General features: G+C 36.9%; 21 protein-coding genes and 1 tRNA gene. 3 read left to right on the top strand and 19 right to left on the bottom strand.

Annotated features, from left to right (window positions below; genetic code table 11):
- Window positions 1-28 precede the first annotated feature (28 nt).
- From HQN83_RS09855 to HQN83_RS09815, 9 genes are all read right to left on the bottom strand, one after another.
- Entirely contained in the window at window positions 29-1,540 is a 1,512-nt protein-coding gene (locus tag HQN83_RS09855) for a RagB/SusD family nutrient uptake outer membrane protein (RefSeq protein ID WP_173090178.1), read from the bottom strand.
- Between the two features lie 16 nt (window positions 1,541-1,556).
- Entirely contained in the window at window positions 1,557-4,730 is a 3,174-nt protein-coding gene (locus tag HQN83_RS09850; protein WP_217277367.1) for a SusC/RagA family TonB-linked outer membrane protein, read from the bottom strand.
- Between the two features lie 34 nt (window positions 4,731-4,764).
- Window positions 4,765-5,799: a DUF5007 domain-containing protein gene (locus HQN83_RS09845; RefSeq protein WP_173090176.1), complete on the bottom strand. Its 1,035-nt coding sequence runs from the start codon at window positions 5,797-5,799 to the stop codon at window positions 4,765-4,767.
- 10 nt (window positions 5,800-5,809) lie between these two features.
- Window positions 5,810-6,490, bottom strand: a complete 681-nt coding sequence (locus HQN83_RS09840) for a hypothetical protein (RefSeq protein ID WP_173090175.1) — start codon at window positions 6,488-6,490, stop codon at window positions 5,810-5,812.
- A gap of 53 nt (window positions 6,491-6,543) precedes the next feature.
- Window positions 6,544-8,085, bottom strand: coding sequence for a RagB/SusD family nutrient uptake outer membrane protein (locus HQN83_RS09835; RefSeq protein WP_173090174.1), 1,542 nt, complete (start codon window positions 8,083-8,085; stop codon window positions 6,544-6,546).
- Window positions 8,086-8,114: 29 nt separating this feature from the next.
- Window positions 8,115-11,075: a SusC/RagA family TonB-linked outer membrane protein gene (locus HQN83_RS09830; protein WP_173090173.1), complete on the bottom strand. Its 2,961-nt coding sequence runs from the start codon at window positions 11,073-11,075 to the stop codon at window positions 8,115-8,117.
- Between the two features lie 983 nt (window positions 11,076-12,058).
- On the bottom strand, window positions 12,059-13,552 hold the full coding sequence (locus tag HQN83_RS09825; protein WP_173090172.1) for an alpha-L-fucosidase: 1,494 nt from the start codon (window positions 13,550-13,552) through the stop codon (window positions 12,059-12,061).
- Between the two features lie 358 nt (window positions 13,553-13,910).
- Window positions 13,911-14,669, bottom strand: a complete 759-nt coding sequence (locus HQN83_RS09820; RefSeq protein WP_173090171.1) for a DUF4262 domain-containing protein — start codon at window positions 14,667-14,669, stop codon at window positions 13,911-13,913.
- Between the two features lies 1 nt (window position 14,670).
- On the bottom strand, window positions 14,671-15,315 hold the full coding sequence (locus tag HQN83_RS09815; protein WP_173090170.1) for a tetratricopeptide repeat protein: 645 nt from the start codon (window positions 15,313-15,315) through the stop codon (window positions 14,671-14,673).
- A gap of 83 nt (window positions 15,316-15,398) precedes the next feature.
- Here HQN83_RS09815 and HQN83_RS09810 point away from each other — a divergent pair, with 83 nt between their 5' ends.
- Together HQN83_RS09810 and HQN83_RS09805 are read left to right on the top strand one after the other, a co-directional pair.
- Window positions 15,399-15,983, top strand: a complete 585-nt coding sequence (locus HQN83_RS09810) for a hypothetical protein (protein ID WP_173090169.1) — start codon at window positions 15,399-15,401, stop codon at window positions 15,981-15,983.
- Entirely contained in the window at window positions 15,984-16,778 is a 795-nt protein-coding gene (locus tag HQN83_RS09805; RefSeq protein WP_173090168.1) for a hypothetical protein, read from the top strand.
- A 52-nt stretch (window positions 16,779-16,830) separates the two neighbouring features.
- Here HQN83_RS09805 and HQN83_RS09800 read toward each other — a convergent pair whose 3' ends face one another.
- On the bottom strand, window positions 16,831-17,553 hold the full coding sequence (locus HQN83_RS09800) for a phytanoyl-CoA dioxygenase family protein (protein WP_173090167.1): 723 nt from the start codon (window positions 17,551-17,553) through the stop codon (window positions 16,831-16,833).
- 64 nt (window positions 17,554-17,617) lie between these two features.
- Between HQN83_RS09800 and HQN83_RS09795 the strand changes: the two genes are divergently transcribed.
- The gene (locus tag HQN83_RS09795) at window positions 17,618-20,332 is read left to right on the top strand and encodes a DEAD/DEAH box helicase family protein (protein WP_173090166.1); all 2,715 of its coding nucleotides are present in this window, start codon (window positions 17,618-17,620) and stop codon (window positions 20,330-20,332) included.
- Here the strand turns inward: HQN83_RS09795 and HQN83_RS09790 are convergent.
- The 9 genes from HQN83_RS09790 to HQN83_RS09750 all read right to left on the bottom strand — a co-directional run bounded on the left by HQN83_RS09790 (window position 20,329) and on the right by HQN83_RS09750 (window position 25,809).
- A complete protein-coding gene (locus HQN83_RS09790) occupies window positions 20,329-21,270 on the bottom strand; it encodes a DUF5712 family protein (RefSeq protein ID WP_173090165.1) in 942 nt (313 codons plus the stop codon). The two genes, HQN83_RS09795 and HQN83_RS09790, sit on opposite strands and share 4 nt — an antisense overlap.
- A gap of 6 nt (window positions 21,271-21,276) precedes the next feature.
- Window positions 21,277-21,828, bottom strand: coding sequence for a BfmA/BtgA family mobilization protein (locus HQN83_RS09785; RefSeq protein ID WP_173090164.1), 552 nt, complete (start codon window positions 21,826-21,828; stop codon window positions 21,277-21,279).
- A 22-nt stretch (window positions 21,829-21,850) separates the two neighbouring features.
- Window positions 21,851-22,057 carry a hypothetical protein gene (locus HQN83_RS09780; RefSeq protein WP_173090163.1) on the bottom strand — a complete coding sequence of 69 codons (207 nt, stop codon included), beginning with the start codon at window positions 22,055-22,057 and terminating at the stop codon, window positions 21,851-21,853.
- Window positions 22,050-22,343 (bottom strand): hypothetical protein, encoded by a 294-nt coding sequence (locus HQN83_RS09775; protein ID WP_246254430.1) that lies wholly within the window; start codon window positions 22,341-22,343, stop codon window positions 22,050-22,052. Before HQN83_RS09775 ends, HQN83_RS09780 begins: the two co-directional genes overlap by 8 nt.
- A gap of 4 nt (window positions 22,344-22,347) precedes the next feature.
- A complete protein-coding gene (locus HQN83_RS09770) occupies window positions 22,348-22,626 on the bottom strand; it encodes a helix-turn-helix domain-containing protein (RefSeq protein WP_173090162.1) in 279 nt (92 codons plus the stop codon).
- 350 nt (window positions 22,627-22,976) lie between these two features.
- On the bottom strand, window positions 22,977-23,681 hold the full coding sequence (locus tag HQN83_RS09765; protein WP_173090161.1) for a nucleotidyl transferase AbiEii/AbiGii toxin family protein: 705 nt from the start codon (window positions 23,679-23,681) through the stop codon (window positions 22,977-22,979).
- Window positions 23,639-24,139: a DUF6922 domain-containing protein gene (locus HQN83_RS09760; RefSeq protein ID WP_173090160.1), complete on the bottom strand. Its 501-nt coding sequence runs from the start codon at window positions 24,137-24,139 to the stop codon at window positions 23,639-23,641. Before HQN83_RS09760 ends, HQN83_RS09765 begins: the two co-directional genes overlap by 43 nt.
- A gap of 69 nt (window positions 24,140-24,208) precedes the next feature.
- Window positions 24,209-25,432 carry a site-specific integrase gene (locus HQN83_RS09755; protein WP_317172498.1) on the bottom strand — a complete coding sequence of 408 codons (1,224 nt, stop codon included), beginning with the start codon at window positions 25,430-25,432 and terminating at the stop codon, window positions 24,209-24,211.
- A gap of 303 nt (window positions 25,433-25,735) precedes the next feature.
- Window positions 25,736-25,809, bottom strand: a tRNA-Asp gene (locus HQN83_RS09750).
- Window positions 25,810-26,281: the final 472 nt, after the last annotated feature.

Raw genomic sequence — 26,281 nt, 5'->3', positions numbered from 1 at the left:
ATAAGTTCCTTATTATTTGTCTTAAAAATTACTTCCAATAATCGTTCAAATTCATATATGGGTTGTGCGTAAGTGCGCTCTTATCAATTGGCCATGCCCATGCTCCCGCCTTAAAATTCTCAATTGAAATCGGGTGAAAACAATATTCTCTATCCAGTACTTTTTTAGTGCGTACCAAATCAAAATAATAATGCCCCTCTCCCATCAGTTCTCTGCAGCGTTCATACCAGATGGCATCCTTTAAATCTTTACCATTTAATGCATAAAAAGGAGTTGCTTCAGCCCTTGCTCTAACAACATTTGCCGATGCCATAGCTCCGGCATCGTCGCCAAGCTCAGCCTGCGCTTCAGCACGCAACAATATTGCATCGGATAAACGAAACACAATTAAATCATCATCAGGTAAAACATCCTCTCCCTCGGCAGCAAAAATGTTAACGAATTTTAGCAACTCCCAACTTCCATCAGTTGCATATATGGTTTTAGGATCAAACCAGTATTCTGCTCTTTTATCGGGCTCACCGGTAGGGTAAAGCTTATTAATGAATTTACTATCATAATAAAGATAACTTTTGGTGATAGATTGTACAGGTTTGTGTGGGTAGTGTAACACCATATCAGTAAATGTATTATATAGATAATCTCCATTAGAATACTCACCGTAGTTTAAGCTTCTTAACACTTCAAACAAACTCTCTTTTGTACGACCTTTAAATATCTCCTTTGTTCTTGTTATTGGCAGCAATTCATAACTCCTGCTTTTCATGATCTCATCACCTAGCTCATTTACAGAACTATAATACTTAGTTTTATCACCTGTCTCAAAGCCGGCAGCCCACATGTTCATGTGCATTAACAAAGCTATTGCACTTCCTCTCATGGCACGAATACCTACTATTGAAGGATCTTCGTAGGTCCAGGGCAAATCATCCTTAACTGCCAGCATATCAGCTATACAGTTATCCAGTACCTTAACCATGTTCATCCTTGGTAAAGGATCCTGGTTGTATGCTTTGGTGTAATATGGAATATCTCCAAATTGGCGAACCATAAAAAAGTAAGCTAGATTACGAAGGAATACAGCTTCAGCACGATACTGCTTTCTTTGCGCTGGGGTTAGTGATTCAACTTTATCAGCCTGTACATATAAAATATTAGCCGATTGAACCATCTTATACCAATTAGCCCACTGGGTCATTCCCTTGTAATTGAATATCTCTGAAAAATAATCATCGGTATGAATTAACGCATTCAGCTCATTGTAAACAATAAGCGTAATATAATTACGTCCAAGTCCAGGAGTTGCTATAGCCGGACTACAGCGTAAATCTCCCGCCGTTGGAAAATAAGCTGAGGAAAGGGTATTTTCTCTAAACTGATTATAGATGCCGGTAGTAAATGCCTCTACATCCCTTTGATTTTGCCAATAGTTATTACCCGAAAGGTTATCAACTGGAACAACATTCAGGAATTTTTTGCATCCGGACATGATCGTTGTCCCGGTAGTTAAAACTAGAAATGCAAATATAAAACGTTTCATAAAATCTATTTTAATATTAGAATTGAACATTAAGACCAAGTATGTATTTACGGGCACTAGGATAACCACCTGAATTATCTCTACCAAGATCTGTTACGCTCTCTGGGTTTGGTCCCGAATAATTAGAGAAAGTGTATATATTATATGCAGTTCCATAAACACGTAAAGAGGATACCCCGAATCTTTTTATAAATTTCTTATCGAGGTTATATGATAATGTTACCTGTTGAAGTTTAAAGTAAGATCCATCTTCCTGGAAAAGTGTTTGATCAAAGCGGAATGGATTTATGTCTTTGTATCTTATATAGTCATAAGGGTTAGGATAGGTAGCATTATCACCTAATTTCTTCCAATACAGAAACTGCTCAAGTGGAACCAACCCTTGAAGCCCCTTTTTATCGACTTTCTGATCTAACGGATCAGAAAAATTCTGGAATCTTGCCGAAGTAGCATTATTCAAAATATCTCTTTTCAAAGTAAATACACCTTGAACATTTAGCGAGAATCCTTTGTATTGCATAAAAGAATTAATACCACCGGTTACTAGTGGTTGAGAATTACCTGCAGCTACATAGTCGTTTACATCAAGTATATAATCACCATTAACATCTGTCCATCTTGGATCTCCTGCTTTAAAATAGCTTAAGCCATTAAAACTGGTAGCACTACCTGCCCTGTATCTTAACCCTGTTAATGGATCTACAGGTATTTGCGAATTTGAACCATATACTCCTGTGGTATTTAACAGAACGTTAGTAAGACTGTTTTTACCTAAACGATAAAGGATATTTTGTCCGGTATTGGCATCAACTACCATTAGCTGACTAACTCCATCAGGAAGATGTGCCATCACATCCTTATTCAATGCCCCATTCGCGCTTAAAGTCCATGAGAACCCTTTACCAGCCGGTAGGATACGAGCGCTTAAATTTAATTCATAACCATAATTTACAACACTCATTTCATTCGTTTTTACTTTACCGAATGCATTAATGTTTGAAATCTCCTTATCCCTAAGCATGTTATCAACCTGCTTATAATAAGTTTCAAAAGTTAAATTGAATCTATTTAGAAAACCTGCTTCAAATGCAGCATTGTATTGAGTTGTTGTTGTAGGCGTTAACCCTGTGTTAGGTATAACACCTAGATCAAGACCAACAGTAGGTAGCTGATTGTAATTGCCACCTGCAATATATTTACCATATACATCATAAACCGATCCGGTTGGCACAATATTTTTACCGTAACTCAAACGAATTGACCCATAATCCAACCAATTACTTGTAGATTTTAAGAAGTCTTCCTTATTAAAGTTCCATCTAACCGCAACAGCAGGGCTTTTAGAATAACCTGCGTCAGGCCCATTGGTCGAAGATCCATCCCAACGATAAGTTAAGTCCAACACATATTTCTGCATATAATTATAAGAGAAAGCAGTGGCAAGAGAAACTGATCTAACATCACTCAGGTTATTTAAAGTACCGCCTAAAGAGTTAGCCCAATCATTACCAAGTGGACCTGTAATATGATCATTAGGTGTACTGTTTTGCTTCATTGCATCTGCCCTAAAGTCAGTTGAATTTAGCTCAGTAAACACCGAGGCACTAAAATTATGCTTCTCGGCTATCTCTTTTACATAGGCAACCCTGGTTCTGTTATAGAGTGTATTTTTACGATCGAAATAATTATAAACCTGATTAAAACCATCACTTAACGACCCTGGAGTAAATTTATCGGTCCCCTGAGTCATGTAAGTATAACTCATCGTATTTGAAGCACGAAGTCCCCTTAATATCTCATACTCAACATCTAGATTTGCAGTAATGTTGATTACTTTATTATCGTTCTTTACATTCAACGTATTTAGCAACCCATTTGACGCAGTATATAATGAAGGAGCCGGCAATAACGATGATGAACTTGCTCCATCTGCCAATCCGGTTTGTGATAAACTATTTCCACCACCTGCGCTACTATTTGTTAAAGCATTAGCCAATGACGCAACCAATTTAAACCTGTCATTTGGCATGTACTGTGCGTTCATTCCCAAATTGTAACGGGTAAAATCAGTATTTTCCACAATACCCTTTTCATTGTAATAACCAGTATTTACTTTATAATTGAATGACTGGTCACCCCCGGAAATATTTACGTTATGAGTTTGATTCAGGGTAGTTCTATAGTAGTAACTCTGCCAGTTGGTCGAATTGTTATAATATGAATTTAAGCTATCCGCAAGAAAAGGAGTATTATTTATATTCTTTAAACCATCATAGAAACTGGTGTCATAATTCAAAATTTGATCAATGCGCATCAACCTTTCGCCCTTACCACCAATAACCTTTCTTAATGATGGGGGAGTTGCTATATTGAAACTGGTTGTATAGCTAATAATTGGAACTTTAGAGTTTCCTCGTTTTGTAGTAATCAAGATAACACCATAAGCACCTCTAGAGCCATATAAAGAGGTTGCCTGAGCATCCTTTAATACCTCAATCTGTTGAATATCCTCAACAGGAATTAAAGATATCGGACTAATACCTGGTCCAGCAGATTCGAAACCATATGAATAATTTGAATTATCATCTACCGGAACACCATCAACAACAAATAATGGAGAAGTAGGGGTTAAAAATGCTTTATCACCAGCCCCGGAAACATTCACATTTGAGATACCACGTATATTCATTGAACCACGCATCCCCGGAGTACCATTGTTGTTTTGAATATTAAGACCTGCAACTTTACCCTGAAGTAGTTCCATAACGTTTGCTACAGGTACATCCTGAATATCTTTTGCCGTAATGATTACACTTGAACCGGTGGAAACTTCCTTTGTTTTCTTTGCGTAGCCAATAACGACATACTCCTTTAGTGAATTTACTTCTTCTTCCAGCGAGACATTAATTACATGATCTGCTGTTACCTTTCTTACTATAGATTTATAACCAATGTATTTAAATGTTAATTCACCATCGTCATTTACACTTACATTAAATTTTCCATTCGCATCAGTTTGCCCAACAGTAACAAGTGGCTTACCTGATAAAATAATAGCACCTGGGATTGGAGTTTTTGCTGCCCTATCCATAACAGTTCCTTTAACTACTACTTTCTTTTGTTGAGCATTAGTTTCAGCATTGAAACCCAGCAGCAAAAACAAAGAAAATATTATAACCGTATATCTCATATTAGATCTTATATAAATTAGAAATCCCATGTTATTAATCATTACTAAATTTGGGGCGTTCACCGGTAAACCAGACCGTTATTTCCCAATTACCAGGTTCAAAAATTGCAAAGTCCAGATTTAGATATGCTTCCTCTCTTATATTGCCAAATCCTTGTCTTTCATACCTGAATATTACTCTTGCCTTATCACCAAGTATATTTGTATAGTCTGTTCTATAAGCAATTAGGGGAATAGGATAAGCAACATCATACTTTACATATTCATTCGTTTTTACCATATTAAAACCATGTACCAGTTTATCCCATTTTGTGAGATTAAATTTGTTAGGATCAATTGGTTTAAATAGCGAATCAACAAATTTGAAGGTCAGTGAATTTCCCGCGCCGGCATTCTTTTTAAACAACACCCCAACCTCAGAAAAGAACATATAGTTACCAGTACGCTCGCCGCGTATGTTAAACATACTATTGGGTATCAATCCCACATATTTAGAAAGCCCCGTTTTAGGATCCATTTCAGATGGTTCATAAGCACGCTCCTTTAAAGGCATCAGCTTAAAGTCCCTAAAATATCTACGCCCACCAGAATTGGACATTTCTACATCAAATACATATCCCGAATCTGGTTGTGTTTTTATAGCCGCAGAATTAGCTGCAGACCACATTAGAAACTGCCCTGAATGTTCTCTTACTTCAAATAAAGGACGGTTTTCAATCTTTCTTTTTGCCTCAATCTCAGCAACTGACTTTTCATCTCCCAAATATGGCTGGGTCCAAACCTGAACAGGAGTAGTTTTGGTAAGCTCCGGGGCTGCTACACCATCCCTGGTTCTCATGTTTATAATTTTAAAAGTTAGTGGCTGAGAAGAAGACCCTAGGTAAAAATTATCCGAGAAAAGGGTATTTCTGCCCAACACCGGGCTATATACAGTTTGTGTAAAACGGGTATCCATCCCGATTGACTCTCTATTTTCCGGTAGATTCTTTGTACAACCGACGGTACTTACTAATAACACCAGTCCAATAAAGAAAATACAAAGTGATGCTAATGGGTATTTATTATTCATTTCTTTAGCCTTAATTATTAATTCTTGTTACAAAATCACCGAATCCGAAATCGTGTCCTGGAGAAAGCACGTTTATGATCGCATTTTTAGTTCTTATATTCACAGAGTTAGTAGGGGTACTTTGCCAATACCTCACGAAAATTGAATTCTTCGGATCTGTAAAAATTATTGTTCCAGGACCACCTCCTATAAAACCGGAAGCATCAGCTTTATCATATTTTAAGTGCATGTTATAATTGTGATTTATACTTTTCACAATTAGCCCATCAACAAACCGCTGAAAATCGGCAGTTACCATTTCCCCACGAATGATGTACTTACTTGTCATTGTATCTAATTCCTTTATGTTCATATCTGCCAGATACAAGGGCGCTTTATTCAATTTTCTACGAACTGCATTTAGATTTTCTACTGAGATCTGAAAGCTTTTATTGGTTACAGCAAAAAGGGTTACTTTCTCATTTCTTAATGAGTCTTGTAAATCTGGCAGTCTGTTAAGTACAAGTAATAATGAATCGTAGATTCCTTTTTGAGATTGCAGATACTCTAAAGCATTACCATCAAACTGCTTCAAGCTATTCTCGTAATTGTAGTAGTCAGAATTGTTCTTTTTACAAGAAAACAATGTTGTACTAAGCATTACCAAAATGAGAATTACAAGGGAAAAAGCCTGCTTATTTTTATTCTTCATCTGTATATTTTTTGTTGAGCCTGTGGATACTAATCCTATTTTAATTTTTTCCATTATTTCCAATAGCTATTTTGAACCAGTTTACTATTTGCATTCAATACCTCTTTTGCAATAGGCCAATAAATACCCTTTTGGCTAATTAGATTTAAGAAAGCAGGATTATTGTTTTGAATCTTGTTGTAACGAATCTGATCATACCAACGCCATCCCTCACCCATTAACTCTCTTCTTCGTTCAGCAAATATCTCTTTGATAATGTCAGTTCCAGGGCCATCTGTAACTCCATTTCCACCCCTACTTTTCTTTACGGTATTTAATAAATTGACAGCATCTATACGTTGACCAAGAACGGCCAAGGCCTCTGCCCTAAGCAAAGCAATTTCTTCTAAACGAGTAAAAATTATACTTGAACTATATACAGCAAAATTACCGTTAGTAGATCCGCCTCTTAGTACTTTGATTTTACTAAACACTGGAATTGCGCTACCATAATTCACAAAATAATTGGTACGAGGCAGGCCTGATATCGTATCTAAACCAAAACGTTGATCGCTTAAATCTTTAAATACACTTGCTATAGAATCTTTAGAAACATAAAGATCCGGCGTTTCTCTGGAAATTAGTGGCGCTGCTAATACCAGCTGCTCAATATGCCCGTTAACAGTAGATTCACCATAAAGATCATTGAATCCAAAGGCTAAAATCTGATCATAAGATTGAGCATTAAATATTCCATCAGTAGCCGTTAATTCTGCTGTAGTAGAATACGCTACATTGGCTTTTGCATAATTGTTCATCACAAATTCCGTGTATACGGAAGCATCTATATAATGCGATTGCCAGGCAGCAATATGCGACAACACTGCATAGGCAGATATTTTAGTAAACAACGCCCCTTTCCAGCGCTCAAAATCATACCCATAATATAAACCCGGAAGAAGATCATCTCCTTCAGCTCCATATACATATGGTAAGTCCTTTGCCGCAGCTATCAATTCCGATTCAGCAAATGCCAATACTTTAGATTGTTCAGTTCTGCCTTTCATTTCAAAACTACCATCGTGAGATGCCGTAATCAAAGGGACATCACCCCAGATTCTAACCATATAGAAATAGGCAAATGCCCTTAGCGCTCTTGCCTGAGCAACATCAACTTTGTAGTTAGGTTCAGTATAACGGATGTCTGCTTTTAGTACTTCTGGTGCCCGCTCAATAAATAAGCTTGCATTATTAATTACTGCATAAAAAGCCCTCCAGGAAGTGATTTTTTGAAGCAATGGAAACGAAGCATTTAAGTCTCCGGCAATGATCACCTTAAGGTCAGATCTGCTACTTGCAGTAAAATCACCATTTCTAAACTCACCCCATAGCCAATGTGCATTATTATCTGCCAATGCACTACGCATAAGGCCATAAGTCGCCATCAATCCCGATCTTGTATCTTGAAAAGATTTCCAATGATCATCTTCTTTCGAAAGCCTGCTGGAATCTATATCAAGTACTTTTTTACACGAGACATTCAGCCCCATTACAGTAACCAGTAAAATTATCAGGGTCCTGTTGAACTGAATATTTTTATTTACAAAAGATATCATACATTTAATAATTTTATACGCGTTAACACTTACAAATCAACCTTAATTCCTAAAGTATAGGTCCTTGGTATGGCCAGGCCATAACCGCTATATATACCATTGTATTCTATTAACTCAGGGTCACTACCCGAGAAAGAAGTTACTGTTAGAAGGTTGTTTCCTGTTACGTATACATAAGCCTTCTTAATGCTTGATTTACGTTTAAACAGTGATGTTTTAGTTAAATCAAAGCCAACAGTAACAGCTCTTAACTTCGCATAAGATGCATTTTCAAGAAACATGTCTTGCTCTAAACGATAAGGAACAACACTACTCCATGGATTGTATATGGCATATTTTGATGGGTCACTAGTAACCTGCCACGAGAAAATCTCCCTAACTGAATTGATATCGTTAGCTGCCTCTCTATTGATAAAATCATATTGAAGAGAAGCTGATTGATTTAACGCTTTCTGACCGATTGCATAAACGATATTGAAACTTAAATCGAATTTTCCGTAACGGAATTGATTTGACCAGCCACCGGTAAATTTCGGCATTGAATTCCCAGCAAGGATTTTATCATCAGAATTGATAACAAAATCTCCATTATTATCTTTCCACTTAGGATCGCCGGCTTTTAAGGTAGTCCCTTCAAAAGTTAAAGCTTTATTGGTTTTAGGGTCAATTGGAACTTCGCTATTGGCGTTATAAATTCCCTGGTTCTCATAAATCCAGAAACGATCAATAGGTTCTCCTACTTTGAGTTTTCTATCGCCAACTATAAGTTCATCCAGCCCATTCGGAAGAGCAGTTAGCTTATTTTTATTAAAATTGAAATTCAATCCAGACTCCCAGTTAAAATTGTCCTTCATAATGATATGACCTTGGATACCCAGATCTAGTCCTATATTCCTAACAGCCAAACCACTTCCATATTGACTAGCAAAACCTGTTTCAGCAGGAAGAGGTGTATTGATCAACATCCTTTTATCATCCTTTCTGTAAAAAGTTGCCGATGCACTTAATCTGTTTTTAAGAATAGCACCATCAAATCCAATGTTTAACTGATCTGTGTATGGCCATTTAATGTCATAACCAACCCAGCCTGAACTATATGGTCTTGAAATAGTTGCAATACCATTATACCCTGGTATAGTTGGCTCCAATGTCCACCCAGCATTAACACGATATTGTGGTCCTGCCGCGAATTTATCATCAGAGAAAGTTTTTCCAATTCTTGACCAGGAAACATCCATTCTTAACTTATTAAACAGACTGTTATCTTTTAAAAATTGGTTTTTCAGATTCCAGCTTGCATTTGCCGACGGAGAAACAAACCAACGATTTCCAGGTTGTGAATTCGAAGATCCATCATCCCTTATTAATGCAGAAAAGGTTAAGAGGTCTTTATAAGAATACCTTGCTGATGCATAAAAAGAAAATAAACGGCTGTGTATTTGATCGGTATAGCGATACACCAGGTAGCCAACCGGCTTAAGATAATTTCCCTTGTCCGGATCACCCTCAACTACGTTTACTTTGATAAAATCATTTGGGCCATTGTACGCATTAGCATAGTTATACCTGTAGCGATCATCCTGAACAGATTGTCCAACCTCAAAATAAAGTTTGTGATTTTCTGCAATGTCTTTAGTGTAATTTAAAGCATTGTTAATCATAAACCTTTGATTATAGCCTATGTAACTTGAAGAAAAGTTATTTCCTTCCATCAAAGTAGTAGGAAAAAATGCATCTCTTACTCCTTCACTGTAATCAAAGTTTAAAGTAGAAACAAACTTAAATGGCTTTAAATCCAATTTTACAGCAAAATATCCTTGTGCCTGAGTTGTTCTGTTATCATCAATAGCTTTATCGTACTCATTAAGAAATGATTGATAGGTATTTATGTTTGGAGAAAGAGGATTGTATAAATCGGGGATGTACCTGGTTTCGGCGAAGCGATCACGAAGATTTCTATTTCTGTCTCTATCCATTCGCCCAACATTTACCATACTTGAAATGGTAACCCAGCTTAAAGGAGCCATATTAACTTGAAATGACATTGAATACCTTTTAAGATCAGTATCATCAGAATTACCTGCATTGCGAGTAGCTGAGCCAAAAAAGCGGAAATTAGCTCGTTCCGAGCCACCTGTAAGGCCTAAATCAACTGAATAAATTGGTGTATTCTTATAATACCTATCACCCCATTGCGCCGGACCATAATACTCCAAACTGGTTGAATCTCTTAAATAGCCTACATAATTTAGGTAATCGTCCTGCGTACCATACTTCTGATAAAAAGGTTTACGAAACTGATTCTCGTACTGCGCATTAATAGGCGAAATGTTACTTGCCTGCACCATTCCAAAATAGCTATTTACACTTAAGTCCCTACGGCCAGACTTAGCTGCCTTTGTTGTAATCCAGATTGCACCATTAGCTGCATTCGGACCAAGTTTGGCCAATGCAGCAGGGTCCTTAATTACTTCAATTGAGTTGATATTACTAATATCAATTCCTGCCAATAAGTTAGTTGCCGGGCCAATTCTGTTAAAACCATATTTCTGAATATCAAAAACGAATGGATTATCCTTAATCATCGGAACCCCGTTTACATAAACAGTTGGTTGTTGACTATAAATGTCGTTTTTATTAAAGACCGGGGCCGATAAGCCTCTTATAATCATACTCTGTTCTGTCCCAGGCTCTCCACTAGTTTCCTGTACATAAAGACCGGCAATATTGCCCTTTAACATCTGTTGAACAGAAAGATTTGGACTAAGAGCTGATAGCTTCACATTCAACGAATCGGCAATACCTTTTACCATGCTTCGCCTGTCAGCTATAACCATGGTATCCAATTTCTTTTGAGAAGTGTCATCAGTATCTTGCCTAAAAAGCATACTGTAATGCAGCGTAGTATAAGAAGCTTCTGCCTGGACTTTTGTTGAACTAAAAGTAGACAGTAAGGCAACATAAATAATAACTACAATAATTCGGATCATTTTCATTAGCATTAAATAATTGTTGATTTGTTGGATCTCTGTTAAAATTATTTGTTGCTTGCACGGGCACACATCTGCACCTACAAGCAACTGACGTATTAAAAATCACTGAAAACTAGTGGCGTAAAAACCACAGAAACAAGAACAATAAGAACAGCAACAAGTGGTTAACTTCAAAACTGTCTAAGCGTATTCTTGAGATTGTCTAAGAATATTAAATCTTAATTATCCGATTGGAACTTTGATTTTGGAAAAGAGTAGAGGTTTGGTTCATAAAGTTTGCTTTAGGTGGTTTGGTTGGTTAATATTTTATATTCCGAATTCAGTAGATGAGGTATTAAAATGACCGACTAGTAGTAGTCCCATTCTTAATAATCAAATAGCTGGTATAGAAATATTAAGACCTAAATTAGATCAATATGTATGATGTAATCCTAATTACATCAACGCAAACGATTGATAATTGCTTTTTTGATGGTTATTGTGATAATTTTTTAGAAAACATGATCGATATTCTTTAATTACAGGAATAACGGACTAAATTTGATTAAAACAATGTCTTTTGAATAAAAAAAACCGAAAAGTTTATCGTACTTATTAAATAATATCATTACGAAGAAAGAAATAAAGAGTTGTAAAATGTAAAAAGATGAAAAACACAACACAACCGTTTGCATTAGCTTGAAATAATGATTTAGCAAGCCTTTAATCCACGTTTCCATATCTGCCTTAACAACAGAAAAACAACAAAAATCAGTTTTTTACTAATTTTCGCTATTCACAAAAGAAGGTTTACACTCAAGTATGACATATTTTAGGATTATTCCTAAGAAAAAGAATAACTAAAGGCTAGATAATTTTTATAAAAAAGATCTTATTTTATTGTTTACAAAAAAAATGGCGAGAAATCGTCATACAAATTTGACTCATTCTCACCATTTTAATTACCACTTAGAAGCTAATGATGCTCCTATCCAACAGGATTATTTTTTCGGCATATTGATCACATTCAACTCATAAATTGAAGGCGGAGCAGTTGCCTTGAGTACCTTAAGTCTCAACTTATTGGCATTATAGCTTAACGGTAGTTTAATCACCTTACAGTCGCCCATAGGCTCATCAGAAAGATAAATGGTTTGCCACTGTCCATTTTGCATAATATCGACACTATACTGCTGTATACGCGGTACTCTTATCTGAGAAAATCCATCAGGTAAGTTTTTTGTATCCTGATACTCAAATATGCTGATCTTATTAAACGACTCCGAAGGATTTAACTCCATCTCCACAGAGGCCAATGTATCTTTAGCAGCCCAGCGGCTCTTCATTTTGCCATCATTAATTGCATTGCCTGCATATTGATCGTTTTTATCATCCCAAACACTGGTTGCTACAACCGGCCTATTCATCGAAATAAACTTGCCATTTTTAGGCAAGGACTTATTTAATGATAGATCAAGTCTCTTACCCAATTCTAGAGCCGTATTAGCTACATATTCCCTTATGCGTCCAGTTTGATCTGGTGGTACATTCATCACCAGACAATTGTCATTATCTGTACACCAGTAAAACAACTCCTCCAACTCATCTAAATCTCTTGTTGGCAATGGTTCTGTCTTCTCGAACCAATTTAATCGTTTGCTGATGCAAATAGTATGTTCAAAAGGTAGGTAATACGAATTCCCATCATGCAAATATTGCTTCTTATCAGACTTAGCTGCTAACTCAGGATCCCACAAACGAAAATCTGAGGGGAAATACTGAAAGAAGTACTTATTATCTTCTGTCATATTAGCTGGAGGTGTATAATTACGCTTTCCCTCTTCATTTACGATGGTATGGTTAACACTTACCGCACAGTTAGGATTATACTTTTTAACTAAGCTATAAATCTGATCAACGCCCCAGTCTGATGGTTTTTTATCCCATCCACCATCCAGCCACAACTCACCAATTGTACCATAGTTTGTAAACAACTCAGTCAATTGATTAAGCATGTAGTCAACATACTTTTGTGGATCTTTATCCTTGTAAGAAGGTTCTTTCCTATCCCACAGGGAATAATAAACAGCAAATTGAATCCCATACTTCTTACAGGCATCTGATACAGCCTTTACAACGTCCATTTTTACTGGAGAGGAGGCCACGTCGTAAGTTGTATACTTACTATCCCATAGGCAGAATCCGTCGTGGTGTTTCGTGGTTAGCAAAACATAACGGAATCCTGCTTTTTTTGCAGTAAGTACCCATTGATCAGGGTCAAGATTTGTAGGATTATAACTCTCCAATGGCAAAGTACCATCAGACCATTCAGTATTATTAAATGTGTTAATACCGAAATGGATAAACATGCCATAGCCTCTTTTAATCATAGCTTGCTGTGCCGAATTAGGTTTCGTAGCCGGAATCAATAGTTGGGCAACACAGCAATTAACAGCTAAAGCCATTAGGAATGTGATAAGTACATATTTCTTCATAAATTTTACAATCTGTCAGTGATAGCTGACGTAAAAGGTTTAATAATTGGTTAGGTTTTAACAGTTTAGGTTCTGCTAAATTAAAGGAGATATTCAATAAAATGAATAGACTAAAAGGCTAAATACATGAATTATCCGATGGAAGTTTGTCTTTAAACAAAAAAGCCACTCGACTGAGTGGCTTTTGCGGACCGGACGGGACTCGAACCCGAGCCCAAAACAACCTTTAAATCAATATTTTACAAGTTCTTCAGTAAAAACTCCCTGAATTACTCACGATTTCAAATTACCATATATCGGCAAACGCTATATGCACGAATATCGCTATTTTCTATCAATTAGAGTAAAAAAACATTCATTATTCCTCATCATTACTATTTTCAACCTCACCCCGTGTCCATTGCCCTCCTACAAAATCTCTTTTTGCTTCCTCCCCATATTCGAGATCAAAAATTTGATTCAAAGTCAGGTCTCTAAAAACCAATTCCTTCAATGCCACAATTTTTATATCTTCTGGCATTTGATCTCCTGTAAGAAACTGCCAATCTCCATCCACATCGTGGACAACGTGCAGAATAGGTTTTTGTTCTTCAAGCCATTGTCGTGTAGTGAATACTCCTAAGTTCGCAACCTCTATAAATTTAAATTCAGCATTCCTGTCAAGGAGCGGTTGTTTATAGAGATATTCCTTTTCAAATCCCTCGTTCCATGGAAATTTATTATTTCTGTCAGTCCAAACAAGTTGAAGAGCAGAAAAATCACTCGAGCCATAAAAATCAATTGCAGTTCCAAAATAGTCAGGCAGGTTTCGGAGGTCAACATTTACAAATTCCGTAGTACCACTTTCAAAAAAATCATTATATTGTTTGCCTGTTTCAATAGTTCCGCCATTTTTTACCATTTCCGCAACATCATTTATTAGGCCATGCAAAATTTCTACACTTAATCCAAAGCAGAGAATTTCAGGATGACCAAATTTTTGCCAAAGACCAATACTGTATGCAAAAGATGGCAAATAATCTGTCGCTTGAATAAGGATAACAGATAGACCAAATTTCTCAATGTCAGATACTGTTCTTTGATTATCCCTACAGCTGTGCATTTGTTCTGCTTTCATGTTACAAAAATGAAATGTTCCTTCCCATCATCTTGTCCAACCAGCTGTCACGTTTCACCACAACACCTAAGTGTTTATGATAACGCAAACCTGATGTTTCAGCATTAGCATTTTCTTCCGCTAAGTCATGGTAGTATTTTGCTTTGACCAAATTGCCTTTTTCATGGTTAATAATGGACAATATCGAACACATTTTATACTTTGCAACCGGAAATAGTTGTTCCGCAAGTTTGTCTTCTAACAAAGCTTCTGTAAAATTATAAAGATTTGCACTGGCTGTTTTAACCACTAATTCAGAAAAATCCAAGTAAGATGTCGTAATGACCTTCGGAAAAACTTTTTCGAAATCCAGTGACTGACCATAATACTCCAAGGCCTTTTCATAATTTGCTCTCAATCTGTAAATATCCCCCAGCGTATGTAAAACCGAACTTGTTTCGATCTTACTTTCGGGATATTCCGTCAAAACCTTGTTCAATAAGGCCTCCGCAATATCTAACAAATGTTTTTCCTTAGTTTCAACCAATTCAATCGCTTGAATTTTTAGGTATTGAGCACGTCCCTCGACTCTTGCCCGTTTAAGCTTAGCAAAAAATTCCTCTTCGTCTTTGTTTGTCCAGGTCTTCCTTCGGTACCAATCTATCATATATGTCTGTCAGGCATCAATCTAACAAATATAAATATACATCGAAAAATAATTAACTTGCAACATATGATAAACTCTCAAAAATGAAATTCTGGTACACCGCTCGGGGAACTTATGATAAGTACTATGACCGAGATGGTATGTCATGGAAAAAGTATATTGAATGGAGCAAGCTATCACAACTTAAAGAAGTTGTATCTCTAGACATGATGCTTAACGAACTTTTAGTGGAGCCTGATCGCAATAATGCCGAGGATTGGGATCATATTGTTACTAACCGCCTTTATGAAACAGGATGCTTTACCGATTTAGATTATGTCATAAAGAGAATGCCGCAAACGCCAATATTCAATCTTTTAACCGTAACGCAAGAACCAACAAAAGAGTGTAACTCAATAACTATTGAATATTTTGAATTCATGGGGTATGATTTATTAGATCAATCCTATGATACTAGTGCCTTAACGAACTGTGGAGGCTTTGATGAGACCTTTTTACCTTCTGATATCAATGATGTTGGTTTAATATCAGAATTCGAAAAAGCTTACGCGATTAAGAAGAGGTTGCTGGAAAATAATCCAAACGAACACCATGCAGATTGTAATGTCATTGCGATTTGGAGACATAAAACAATGGGTAGAAACTCCAAAACATCTAACCTATTATAAATGAACAATAATCGAAGATGTTTACTCCCAAACTTGAAAACTATATTCCTAATACTAATATCTTTATCTTCCTGCTCTCTGTATGACAGAAAGGAAAGTGTAATTATGGCTGACCAGGATTTTGTCGAAAATTACAGAGAACTTTCCCCGGACAGTTCAATGATTTTAATTAATTATAGTATTGACCAAGGTGCCTTCGGATATGGTCAAGCAGGAACTGCGATACTGAAAACAGCTGATACAACTAAAGATTTAAGACCGTTCTCTCTTCCGAACACCCTTATTTATACAAAGTGGGTCGACAACAAAACTATATCTGCAAAAGTCGATATAATACCTTCCATAAGGTCAGGTGAGAGAATAAAAATTACAGACACAAAAATAAATGATGTATCTGTAAAGGTTTCCCCCTTAGATTATATAGGATCGGATTATCATTTACAAATTGAGCATAGAGAAACCTCTCCCAATGGGAAACACGAATTAGTTGCATACAGGTATTTAAAAGATGACAATAATTTAAATTTCATCCATATTTCTGTAATTCCAAAAGGAGGAGAAATACCGAAATATGGAAATTACTTCATAGCCGATAATACCTCTGACTACATCTTGTATGGGACCTGGGATAAAAACAATTCGCTCATTTTTTATTCTAATGAACAATATCACGACCTAATTCAATATTATCTTGTCGATAACAGAGAGGACATTAAATACAAAACAGTGAAAGACAATCAGAAGTATGATAGTAAATATCTATGGACTGAAAAAACTGGAGCATTAACTCCGTAAACCCCAAAGCGAAAACCTCCGGTTTTCGCAGGCCGCAAATGAGCGTGGGGCATTACAGAAAGTTTATTCGTTCTACCCATTTTAATTCCTCATGCAGCTCTTGATTACAAAACTCAATGTGGATCACTCTCCGTTTATTATTATTGGTAGTACGACTAGAGCTATGCAACAATAACGGCTTCATGATCATTACTCCACCTTTAGGAACGGCACAAATATGTTCGGTTTCCTTTGACCAATCGATATCTTGAGGTCTAAAGACATCTTTTAAATGAGAGCCAGGAACAACTTTTAACGCTCCATTATTTTCATCCGTATCATCAAGATGAATACGAACGGTATATATCTGCTTTAAGACATCCAAAGGTGGCTGAACTGAAAATTGATTTTGTTTAACAGTCCACTTACTGTAATCATCAAGCTCTACCTTTCTGTCCACCGATATTGTCAAATCCTGATGATAGGAAACGAACCAGTTAGATTGTTCCGGCTTATCGAAATAAATAGATTTTACAATAAAGTAATCTGAACCAAAAAGACCATGAATGAACAGCTTAAATTCATCATTAAGAATTAGCTTATCTATTTCAGGTACTTCTTTTAAAAATTGCCTGATTGCAAATAGGTCAATAGATTTTCTGAATGTCCCTTTCGACGTATCCACCTGGCTGATCAGTTTTAGCATCCGTTCAATCTGCTCATTCGAAAAGATATGGTCTATTGTAGTAAAACCGCTACTTTCTAATTGTGATTTATAAAAGTCAAGATTTATCATCAAAACGAAGATACTGATATGATTGAAATTGTTAACTTGTAGCTTTAAATTTTAAGCTTTCGAATTGACAGAATTTCCGCACCCCATAAAATTCAAGTACACCTGGAGAAAATATCAGCAACGTGTACTAAACAGCTTGGATGAATATTTAAAGGATCGGCATTTACACGTCATTGCTCCACCCGGTTCAGGTAAAACTATATTAGGCTTGGAGGTCGCACTAAGAATTAACCAACCCACTTTAATTCTTGCGCCAACTACGGCTATCCGCAATCAGTGGGTCCAAAAATTTTGCGAACTGTTTCTACAAACAGATATTACACCGGATTGGATTTCCCGAGACATATATAATCCGAAATTTTTGACTGTAGTTACCTATCAAGGACTGTATGCTGCTTGTAACAATCTGAAAGCGATTGATGAAGAATCGGAATGCGAAGACGATTTAGATAAAAATGAAGTCATTAAATCTTCCAACAAAAACCTAATCAACATTGTCCAAGGTTTAAAAAAACAACAGGTAGGTGTTATAGTTGTAGACGAAGCTCATCACCTAAAAAACGAATGGTGGCAAACATTAACAAAAGTTAAAGAAGCGCTTGACCCTATTATTGTAGGACTTACCGCTACGCCCCCCTATGATGTTACACCTTTGGAGTGGCAAAGATATACAGAGTTAAACGGCCCCGTTGACATAGAAATTTCAGTTCCCGAATTGGTTATAGAAGGGGATCTCTGCCCACATCAGGACTATATTTTCTATGCGCTTCCTTCCCCAACAGAGAACCAACATATAATTGAATTTAGAAAAGGGATTGAAAATCTGTTTGAAGTCATAAAAAATGATGAGACCATTATCACTGCTTTAGCTAATCATCCTATTTGGCTTAATCCGACCGATAATCTCGAATGGATATATACGAATCTACCTTTTTATTCTGCATCGCTTATTTATTTAAATGCTAATAGGCAAGTAATCCCAGAAACTCACATTGAAATTATTGGCGACAAAAGTTTAAAAATTCCCGATTTTGATTACCAATGGGCTGAAACCCTTTTGGAGTTCTATCTATTTAAAGATCCTATAAATTTTAAACCATTTGTAGAACATCAAAAAGACCTGGAACACAAGCTACGCAGAAAAGGCGCCATTGAGAACCGACAGATAAATCTGTCTCAAAACAAACAAATCACCAACATCCTAACTACAAGCATTAACAAGTTAACCGCTATACAGCAAATTGTTAATTTCGAGTACAAGCAGTTAGGTTCAGCACTTAGGCTTGTAATCCTATCGGATTTCATTAGAAAAGAATTTTACGTTAACACATCTGAAAACAACCTGGAACTTAACAAAATTGGAGTTATCACAATTTTTGAAAAGTTAAGGCGTGAAAATAAAACAGACATAAAAATTGGAGTGCTTACAGGCTCAATTGTCATTATTCCTAAATCGGCATACTCTGCATTTGAGAAGCTAGCCGCAAAATACAATATCAAAAACATTAATTGTAATCCGGTTCCATTCGACGACAACTACATACTAATTGAACAAACTGAGCAATTAAAACATGATGTTGTCCATGTCATTACACATATTTTCCAGCAAGGGGAAATAGAGGTACTCATCGGCACAAAATCCTTATTAGGTGAAGGATGGGATGCTCCAGCAATTAACACATTAATACTGGCAAGTTTTGTTGGCTCTTTTGTGTCTTCTAACCAAATGCGTGGCAGAGCGATCAGAACACATCGAGGATGTATAGATAAAACAGGTAACATTTGGCACCTTGCCTGTCTTGACCCAACTTCTGACATGGGAGGAGAAGATATAAAACTTTTAAAAAGAAGATTTAAGAGCTTTGTAGGCGTTTCCTTTAAAAAAGAAGGGGGAATTGAAAATGGAGCTAGCCGCTTAAACATACCCAAACAATTCCGTCTTGCCGGAGAAGTTGATCAGAAAAATCTTGAAACTATCCATCTTGCGACAGATCGTCAGTCACTCAAAATGCAATGGGATCACGCACTTGAAAAAGGTATTTCACTTGTTGAGGAAATTAAAATTCCTTTTCTAGAAGAACAGCCCTACCAAGCTGTAAAACAATTATACCTCCGTAAAACCATTGCCAATTTAATTGCGACACTCGCTTTTGGTTTCTCTATGTTTTTTGAAATATTTTTGCGTTCACTCAGGCACATGAAATCGCCAAACGACGTCTACGCTTATCTTAAAATTATGGGGGTTATCGGCTTTTTACTCTATGGTGGTTTAGCCCTTAAAACACTCCGACTCTACATTAAATACCGAGATATTTCAAAGGATATCCAAAAAATAGGTGAGGCATTATTAAACGGACTAATCACTACTGGAATCATTAAAACTGAACATTCAAATCTACACGTTGTATCTTCAATGGACAGTAATGGAGCTGTTCTTTGTCACCTTGAAGGAGGCTCTACCTTTGAGAGGTCTTCATTTATCAATGCTTTACAGGAAATCCTGGCGCCGATTGATAATCCACGATACTTTATCGTTAGAAAAGGGTTATTTATGCGCTTTCTTAAGCAGAAAGATTACCATACAGTTCCTGAAATTTTAAGCCGAAATAAAGCCTCTGCTGTATATTTTAAAGATGAATGGGAAAAGCTTGTTGGATCTTGTGATCTTATTTTTGCCAGAACCATAGAGGGTAGAAAAACTCTATTGAGATCTAGAATCAAATCATTAGCATCAGAGTTTGAAAATAAAATTGAGCGAGTAAATAAATGGAGACATTAAAGAGACAACCCCAGTTCCTCCTGTAGACCTTTGCGCTTCTTCTTTTTCCTTTTCTGAAACGGTACAGCATAATTCTGCTCCTGAGATTTAAGTGCAATATTTAGAAAATCACTTATAATGGGTTTTTTAAAAGAAATTTTAGACTCATTGAGCTCAATGGACTTTGATTTCTTGTGGACACTAGCTCTCCTATCTTGTAATTCTTTGGTTAGCTCTACTTTTATGCTCATGCGCCGTTCTAGTGTCCCCTTCTTTTGCACATTCGCATATCTAAAAGTTTCCTCTATCTTACGATCAAACCCGAAAAACTTGTCAAACATCTCCTCACCTGATTGCTTGAAAGCTGTCCGATCAAACTGACCTAGCTTTTTGGAATGTTCCACATTCCTACCTCTTGATTTATTCATTGGGCTTAGCTTAATCGTATTGCCGATATCTTTTCTGCTTACAACAATCTGTACATGCATCTGCTCGCCAGGCTTTGCCGTCCCTGCTTTTACTTGCCCGCTTTTCACTTCTTTATCCCGAAAACTATAATATCGATGGCGTTCTAGTTTAGCAAACCATAGCAGATCTTTGTGGCTATTAATACCTGGTCTGTTAAAGTTTTTCGCATAGGCATCCATCACCTTTACTGCATAGTCCTTAAGCCCCTTTTCCGCATCAACACCAAGCTCATCCTTTAGAAATCCTATTTCTTTTTGACTTGGGCTGACATTGATCAAAAAGAACTTCGCATCGTCCCGACATAGCTTGGCAACATTCTGATCCAAACTACCCCTAACCTCATAAGAAGGGATATAGCTTTGCTCACCATTGAACCAGTGCTGTTCCTGCAGTTCACCAAACAATCGGTTTTCTTTATCCAAATAATGAACCAGTTGTCCACTGCTCCCCTTATTGTTCCCTTTCTCGCTATCTGTAATGCTAATATACATAAGAAACTATAATTCGTTTACCATTTGCCTGCACCGCTCGACGAGTTCTTCTTTGCTCTTGCTTCTAAAGGCCCCTGAAATTTCCTCCCGCCCTTTTATATAATTTTCCAGGATCAAAGAGAACTTGTTTTTCAATTTATACTTATCGTCGAGCAGCTGGTAGATATTATGTATCAGCTTATCTGTCTCTGAAAACTTGTTCGCCTGGTTTAGCTGTAATTGTTTTAGTTGCTGGATTTCTGGCACTTGTTTTTCCCTCAAAAACTTCACAATATTTTGTTGCCCTTCAAAAACCGAATCCATACTATTTTTCATCGGAATCAGCAGATCTTTTTCCTGTACCCTTGTAAAACTGACATACGCATCATGATTTTTGACTATCGCCTTTCTCAATAATTCATCATTGATATCCAGCGGATCTTTGCCAGTTCGATAGAAATATTCAACCATCTGACCAAACACCATAAGCTTGTTTCTTCCAAGCTTATGGCTTAATTTCTCCAGCTTCTGATCTAAATCGCTTGTAAAGCGAATGGTCTTATTTTTTAAAATTTTCATAGGCAATACTTTGGGGTATACCTTATGGTATACTGTTTTGTACAACGTAATGACCAAAAAGGCACGAAAGTATACCCGGAGTATACTTCGACCCAGCTTGGCGATAGCTAAAAGCTGGAAAAGTAGGGCTCTGCCCAACTTCCGCTTGCTCCTTTTCTTTTGAGAAAAGGACTATCGCACCATCCACAAACCTAAATGCCACAAGAACTGCAAATAGACCGTTATCCATTCTCTATATGAATTAAGGAAACTGTGCTGGCACGAATGGGATCGTAAGATGGCTGATAGTTAATATACCCATAGGCCACCAATTCCGCCATGCATTTGTGATAGGTTGACAAAGACCTGATTCTGGAAAACTGCATAAGCTTTCGCCGGCACACCCGAAACACCGCCTTTGGGTCAGCAGGACTGTAATAAAATATAGCCATAAAAAGACTAATATGCGAGGGCAATAGGCGACTGTCATCAGCCGCCATTTCCAAAAAGTTCTCGATAGGAAATGATAATTTCATAGGCTTAATAAGTTTCAGTCAGGTTTTCTTCTAGAATTTTAGTGAGGTCTTCATTTTTGTAATACAGAATGTTTCCAACCTTGGTAAAACGAAGTGTACCATTGATACGCAAGGCTTGCAGCGTCCCCGGAGAAATGCCAAGCATCTTTCTTACATCCGCGCTTTTAAGCCATTTCTTTTGAGCTTTATCCGCACCGTCAATTTTGAGCTTCCTTAGTTCTTCAAAGAGTTCTTTTTTAAAGTTTTCCAGATCCTCTCTGGTAATTAAATCCAATGTAGTCATAGGCTTTATAATTTATGTTTCTATTCAGTCAGGCAAGTACCTGATTTTTTGATTAATCAAATCTCTAGTAGTGATAAATATATTTTTCACACCTTGTTACCACCTTCCTAATATTTTCTCAAATTTAACGCCACAGGCAAATAGGCATTCAGGAGTTTTAGGGGGACTCCCCTAATTTATTATCAGCTTCTATCAATGAGTTTTTAGGAATACCAGTACTTCTTATCAAAGTAACAGATACAAGTTTGTAGTGCATCCCATATGGGAAAGATTGTAGATAAGAATGAGGTTTTCTCCAATAAAAAAAGCGCATACCCTTGTGGATATACGCTCTAAATAAAATATACTTGCTATAAGCCTAATCCTTGTTCCGGATCATTGCCACGGTCTTTACCTTTCTTCTTGATTTTCAGATAGCTTTTCATACTCTTCTGCTGTTCATGGTATTTACGCACAGCATGATTTATACTTTTGGATACATCTTGCCATTTCAGTGTTTTGTCTTTTAACACAACAGGCACATTCAAATCCACATCCTGATGGTAACTTAAAGAAGATATAGCTGTGTTCACATCCACATTTGGATATTTATAGCAATAATGATCAAGTATGTCACTAATCTCCATCCCTTTAAGTAGATAATGAATATCAATAAAATCCTTCACCCGTTCTCCACTGTTTACAATAGCATTAACTTTCATCGCCGCAATATCCTGAAGTGACATCATTCTGATTCCTTCAATCGTTTCCAAAGGTTTAATAGATGGGTATTTATGGGAGATGAAATCAAAATCTACATTATCAATGCTTCCGCTGACATAATTGCTTTTATGTCGTCTAACGTCCGCTCCATAGACCTCCTTCATGTACCCGGCAAGATGATCGCCATCAAAATCCCCAGAATTGAACAAGTCGATATCAATAGATTCCCGGTGCCCGATCTTTAAGGATAAGGCCGTACCACCCACTAGGTAAAAACTATGCAGGAGCTGATCCTGCATCAGTCTGGAAATTAAATCCAGTGTCCCTTGTTTAACTGTTTCTTTAAATAACATTTGAGTTCTTGTTTACTCAGCTGAAAATACGTGCAAACGGCATCAGCAGTCATGTCAGAAAGATAGGTTATGTCATTTTTTAGCGCAGTGATCACACTTACCTTCCCATAAAACCTAATCATCTCTTCCCATTCCGCAGTATTGCCTTTATCCAGCACTCGCTCCATAACCATTCTGTAAGATCGCTTCCAGTCAATTTTATCGAAATCCAAGTCCCAAAATAGCACTCTTGGCAAGTTTGGCCTTTTTACATTACTGAGTAAAGGCTGCCTTTCTATTTTGATTTCATCGTTCTCAAACGGGATTTTCTTTTTTGACAGGTAATTGTTAAGTGTATGATAATTATAGTCTGGATAGCTCTCGCAAAAGCCTTTAAGGCTCGAAAAAACATCAATATCCATTCCGGCAAAACGTTTCCATTGCACCACAACTACTCTTTTATTTACCTCAGATATCATACTCAAATCTAACATAATTCTCACGAAATGCCAAATATTTACAAATATTGGTCAACTGAAGGTTTATAATTAATTATTTGATCCATATTTCTGCTTAAGAGAAAGCATATCCTTGCTCACCTTAACATCCAATATTTTTGCATAAATCTGAGTTGTCCTAATATCGGTATGCCCCAACATTTTGCTTACACTTTCTATTGGTACACCATCACTTAAAGTCACCGTTGTTGCAAAAGTGTGCCTGGCAATATGAAAGGTAAGGTGTTTTGAAATTCCACAAAGATCCGCCACCTCCTTTAAGTAAGCGTTCATCTTCTGATTACTAAATACCGGAAATACATTCCCTGTGTCCTCACATTTAGGATGATCAGCATAACGTTCCATTATTTCCTGCGCCATAGGCAGTAGCGGTATATTGGTAACAATGTTAGTCTTTACCCTGCTTCTGAAAATCCATAACGAACCATCAATCCCCTTTCTGATTTCTGACTTATGCAATCTTTGCAAGTCTACAAAGCTTAATCCCGTGTAACAGCTAAACAAAAAAACATCCCTGACAAAAGCTAGCCGACCAATTACAAACTCCTTGTTATATAATCCTTGAATTTCTTCCGGTGTAAGAATTACGCGAGTCACCTTTTCAATAGTGTTCTTGTGGTTTAGAAATGGGTCATGAGTAATCCAATGATTAGCCAAACAGATGCGCATTATCTTCCCAAGGTTTTTAAGGTGCTTGACTGTTGCATTATTGGCACATTTCCCTGTGGTCCTAACGTAGAAATCAAATTCAGAAATGAAATAATGGTCAACTTTAGAAACCGGGATATCAACAGTATTGTATTTTAAACGAAGGAAGGCTTTAAGATGCTTTAAGGTCGCATTATACTTCGTCAACGTTCCTTTCTCAAACCCATTACCCAAAAGCGCTTCAATTCGCTCATTATGCATTTTAAAGACAACTATAAGCTGCTTCTCCTGCTCCTCAATACCAAGATATTTATTTTTAATGCTTTCAGCAGTGATTTTCTTATCAGCATTTACCAAGTCTGTATGCGCTTCCCCAACTCGTCTCTCTAAGGCATTAAGATAAGCATTGATTGATCTATCCTCCTGTCTCGATCCATTCACTCTACCAGCTTTCGTATTCCATCTTGAAGGAACACATTGTTTTCCCGATGCAAGCTCGTTCGGCATTCCGTTAACAGTAATTCTCATATATATCGGCATGCTACCCGACACATAATTCTTTGGCTTCTTTAAATAGAAGCGCAAACTAAAGTTGTTTTTCATCATTTTACAGATTAAAAGTTAAACAAAATTAGCGTTGCTGTGAGTAGTAATCAAGATGTTCGATTTCAAAACAAGTTGAAAATCATAACATTATAAGTCTATCCGTGAGTAATGTCATCCGACCTCTGACTCACGAATTCTTCATTTAATTACTGTTACCCTGAGTTCCACAACCGTTGGCATGACTCACTGAATTACTCACGAATTACATGGTGAAATCCGAATATTCCGGAGGGAGCCTAAAATGAAAAAAGCCTGCAATCATTTGATTTACAGGCTTTCTAATGTATTTGACGTCTTGTCTTGCGGACCGGACGGGACTCGAACCCGCGACCTCCGCCGTGACAGGGCGGCATTCTAACCAGCTGAACTACCGGTCCGTTTTCCCTAATTTCGTTTCTTTGTTTCGTTTTGGGATTGCAAATATAGCGTCTTTATTTAAAATTCCAACATTTATTTTAGTTATTGAAGTAGAATAAGAAACAATTTATTAAAGCCAATTAGGTTATGTCTCAAAAAAATCGGCTCCTTTTTGGGTTTTTCAACTCTCTCCTATCTGATACGTATCTAGTAAGGACCTCGTTCGGCACCCGTCGAACAAGGTCCGAACGAAGTGCGTTTAAAGGTGCTGCATGAGACGACTATATTTTAAGCCGCAACTCAGAACTTTTTAGACCCTGAAACCATATCTTTAAATTGATAGAACGCTGCAAATTTAGTTCAGTTTTTAAGGATCAAGCGGAATTCTTGGGGGGAAGAAAATAATTTCTTTCTTTTGCGATTGTAAATCAAACGACAATTTTCATTTTGAGCGCAGCTGCAGAAACCCTTATCAGTTTATTATTACCAGAA

Source organism: Pedobacter foliorum (genome assembly GCF_013266735.1).
GTDB lineage: Bacteria > Bacteroidota > Bacteroidia > Sphingobacteriales > Sphingobacteriaceae > Pedobacter > Pedobacter foliorum.
This window is presented reverse-complemented; position numbering and strand designations above follow the sequence as displayed.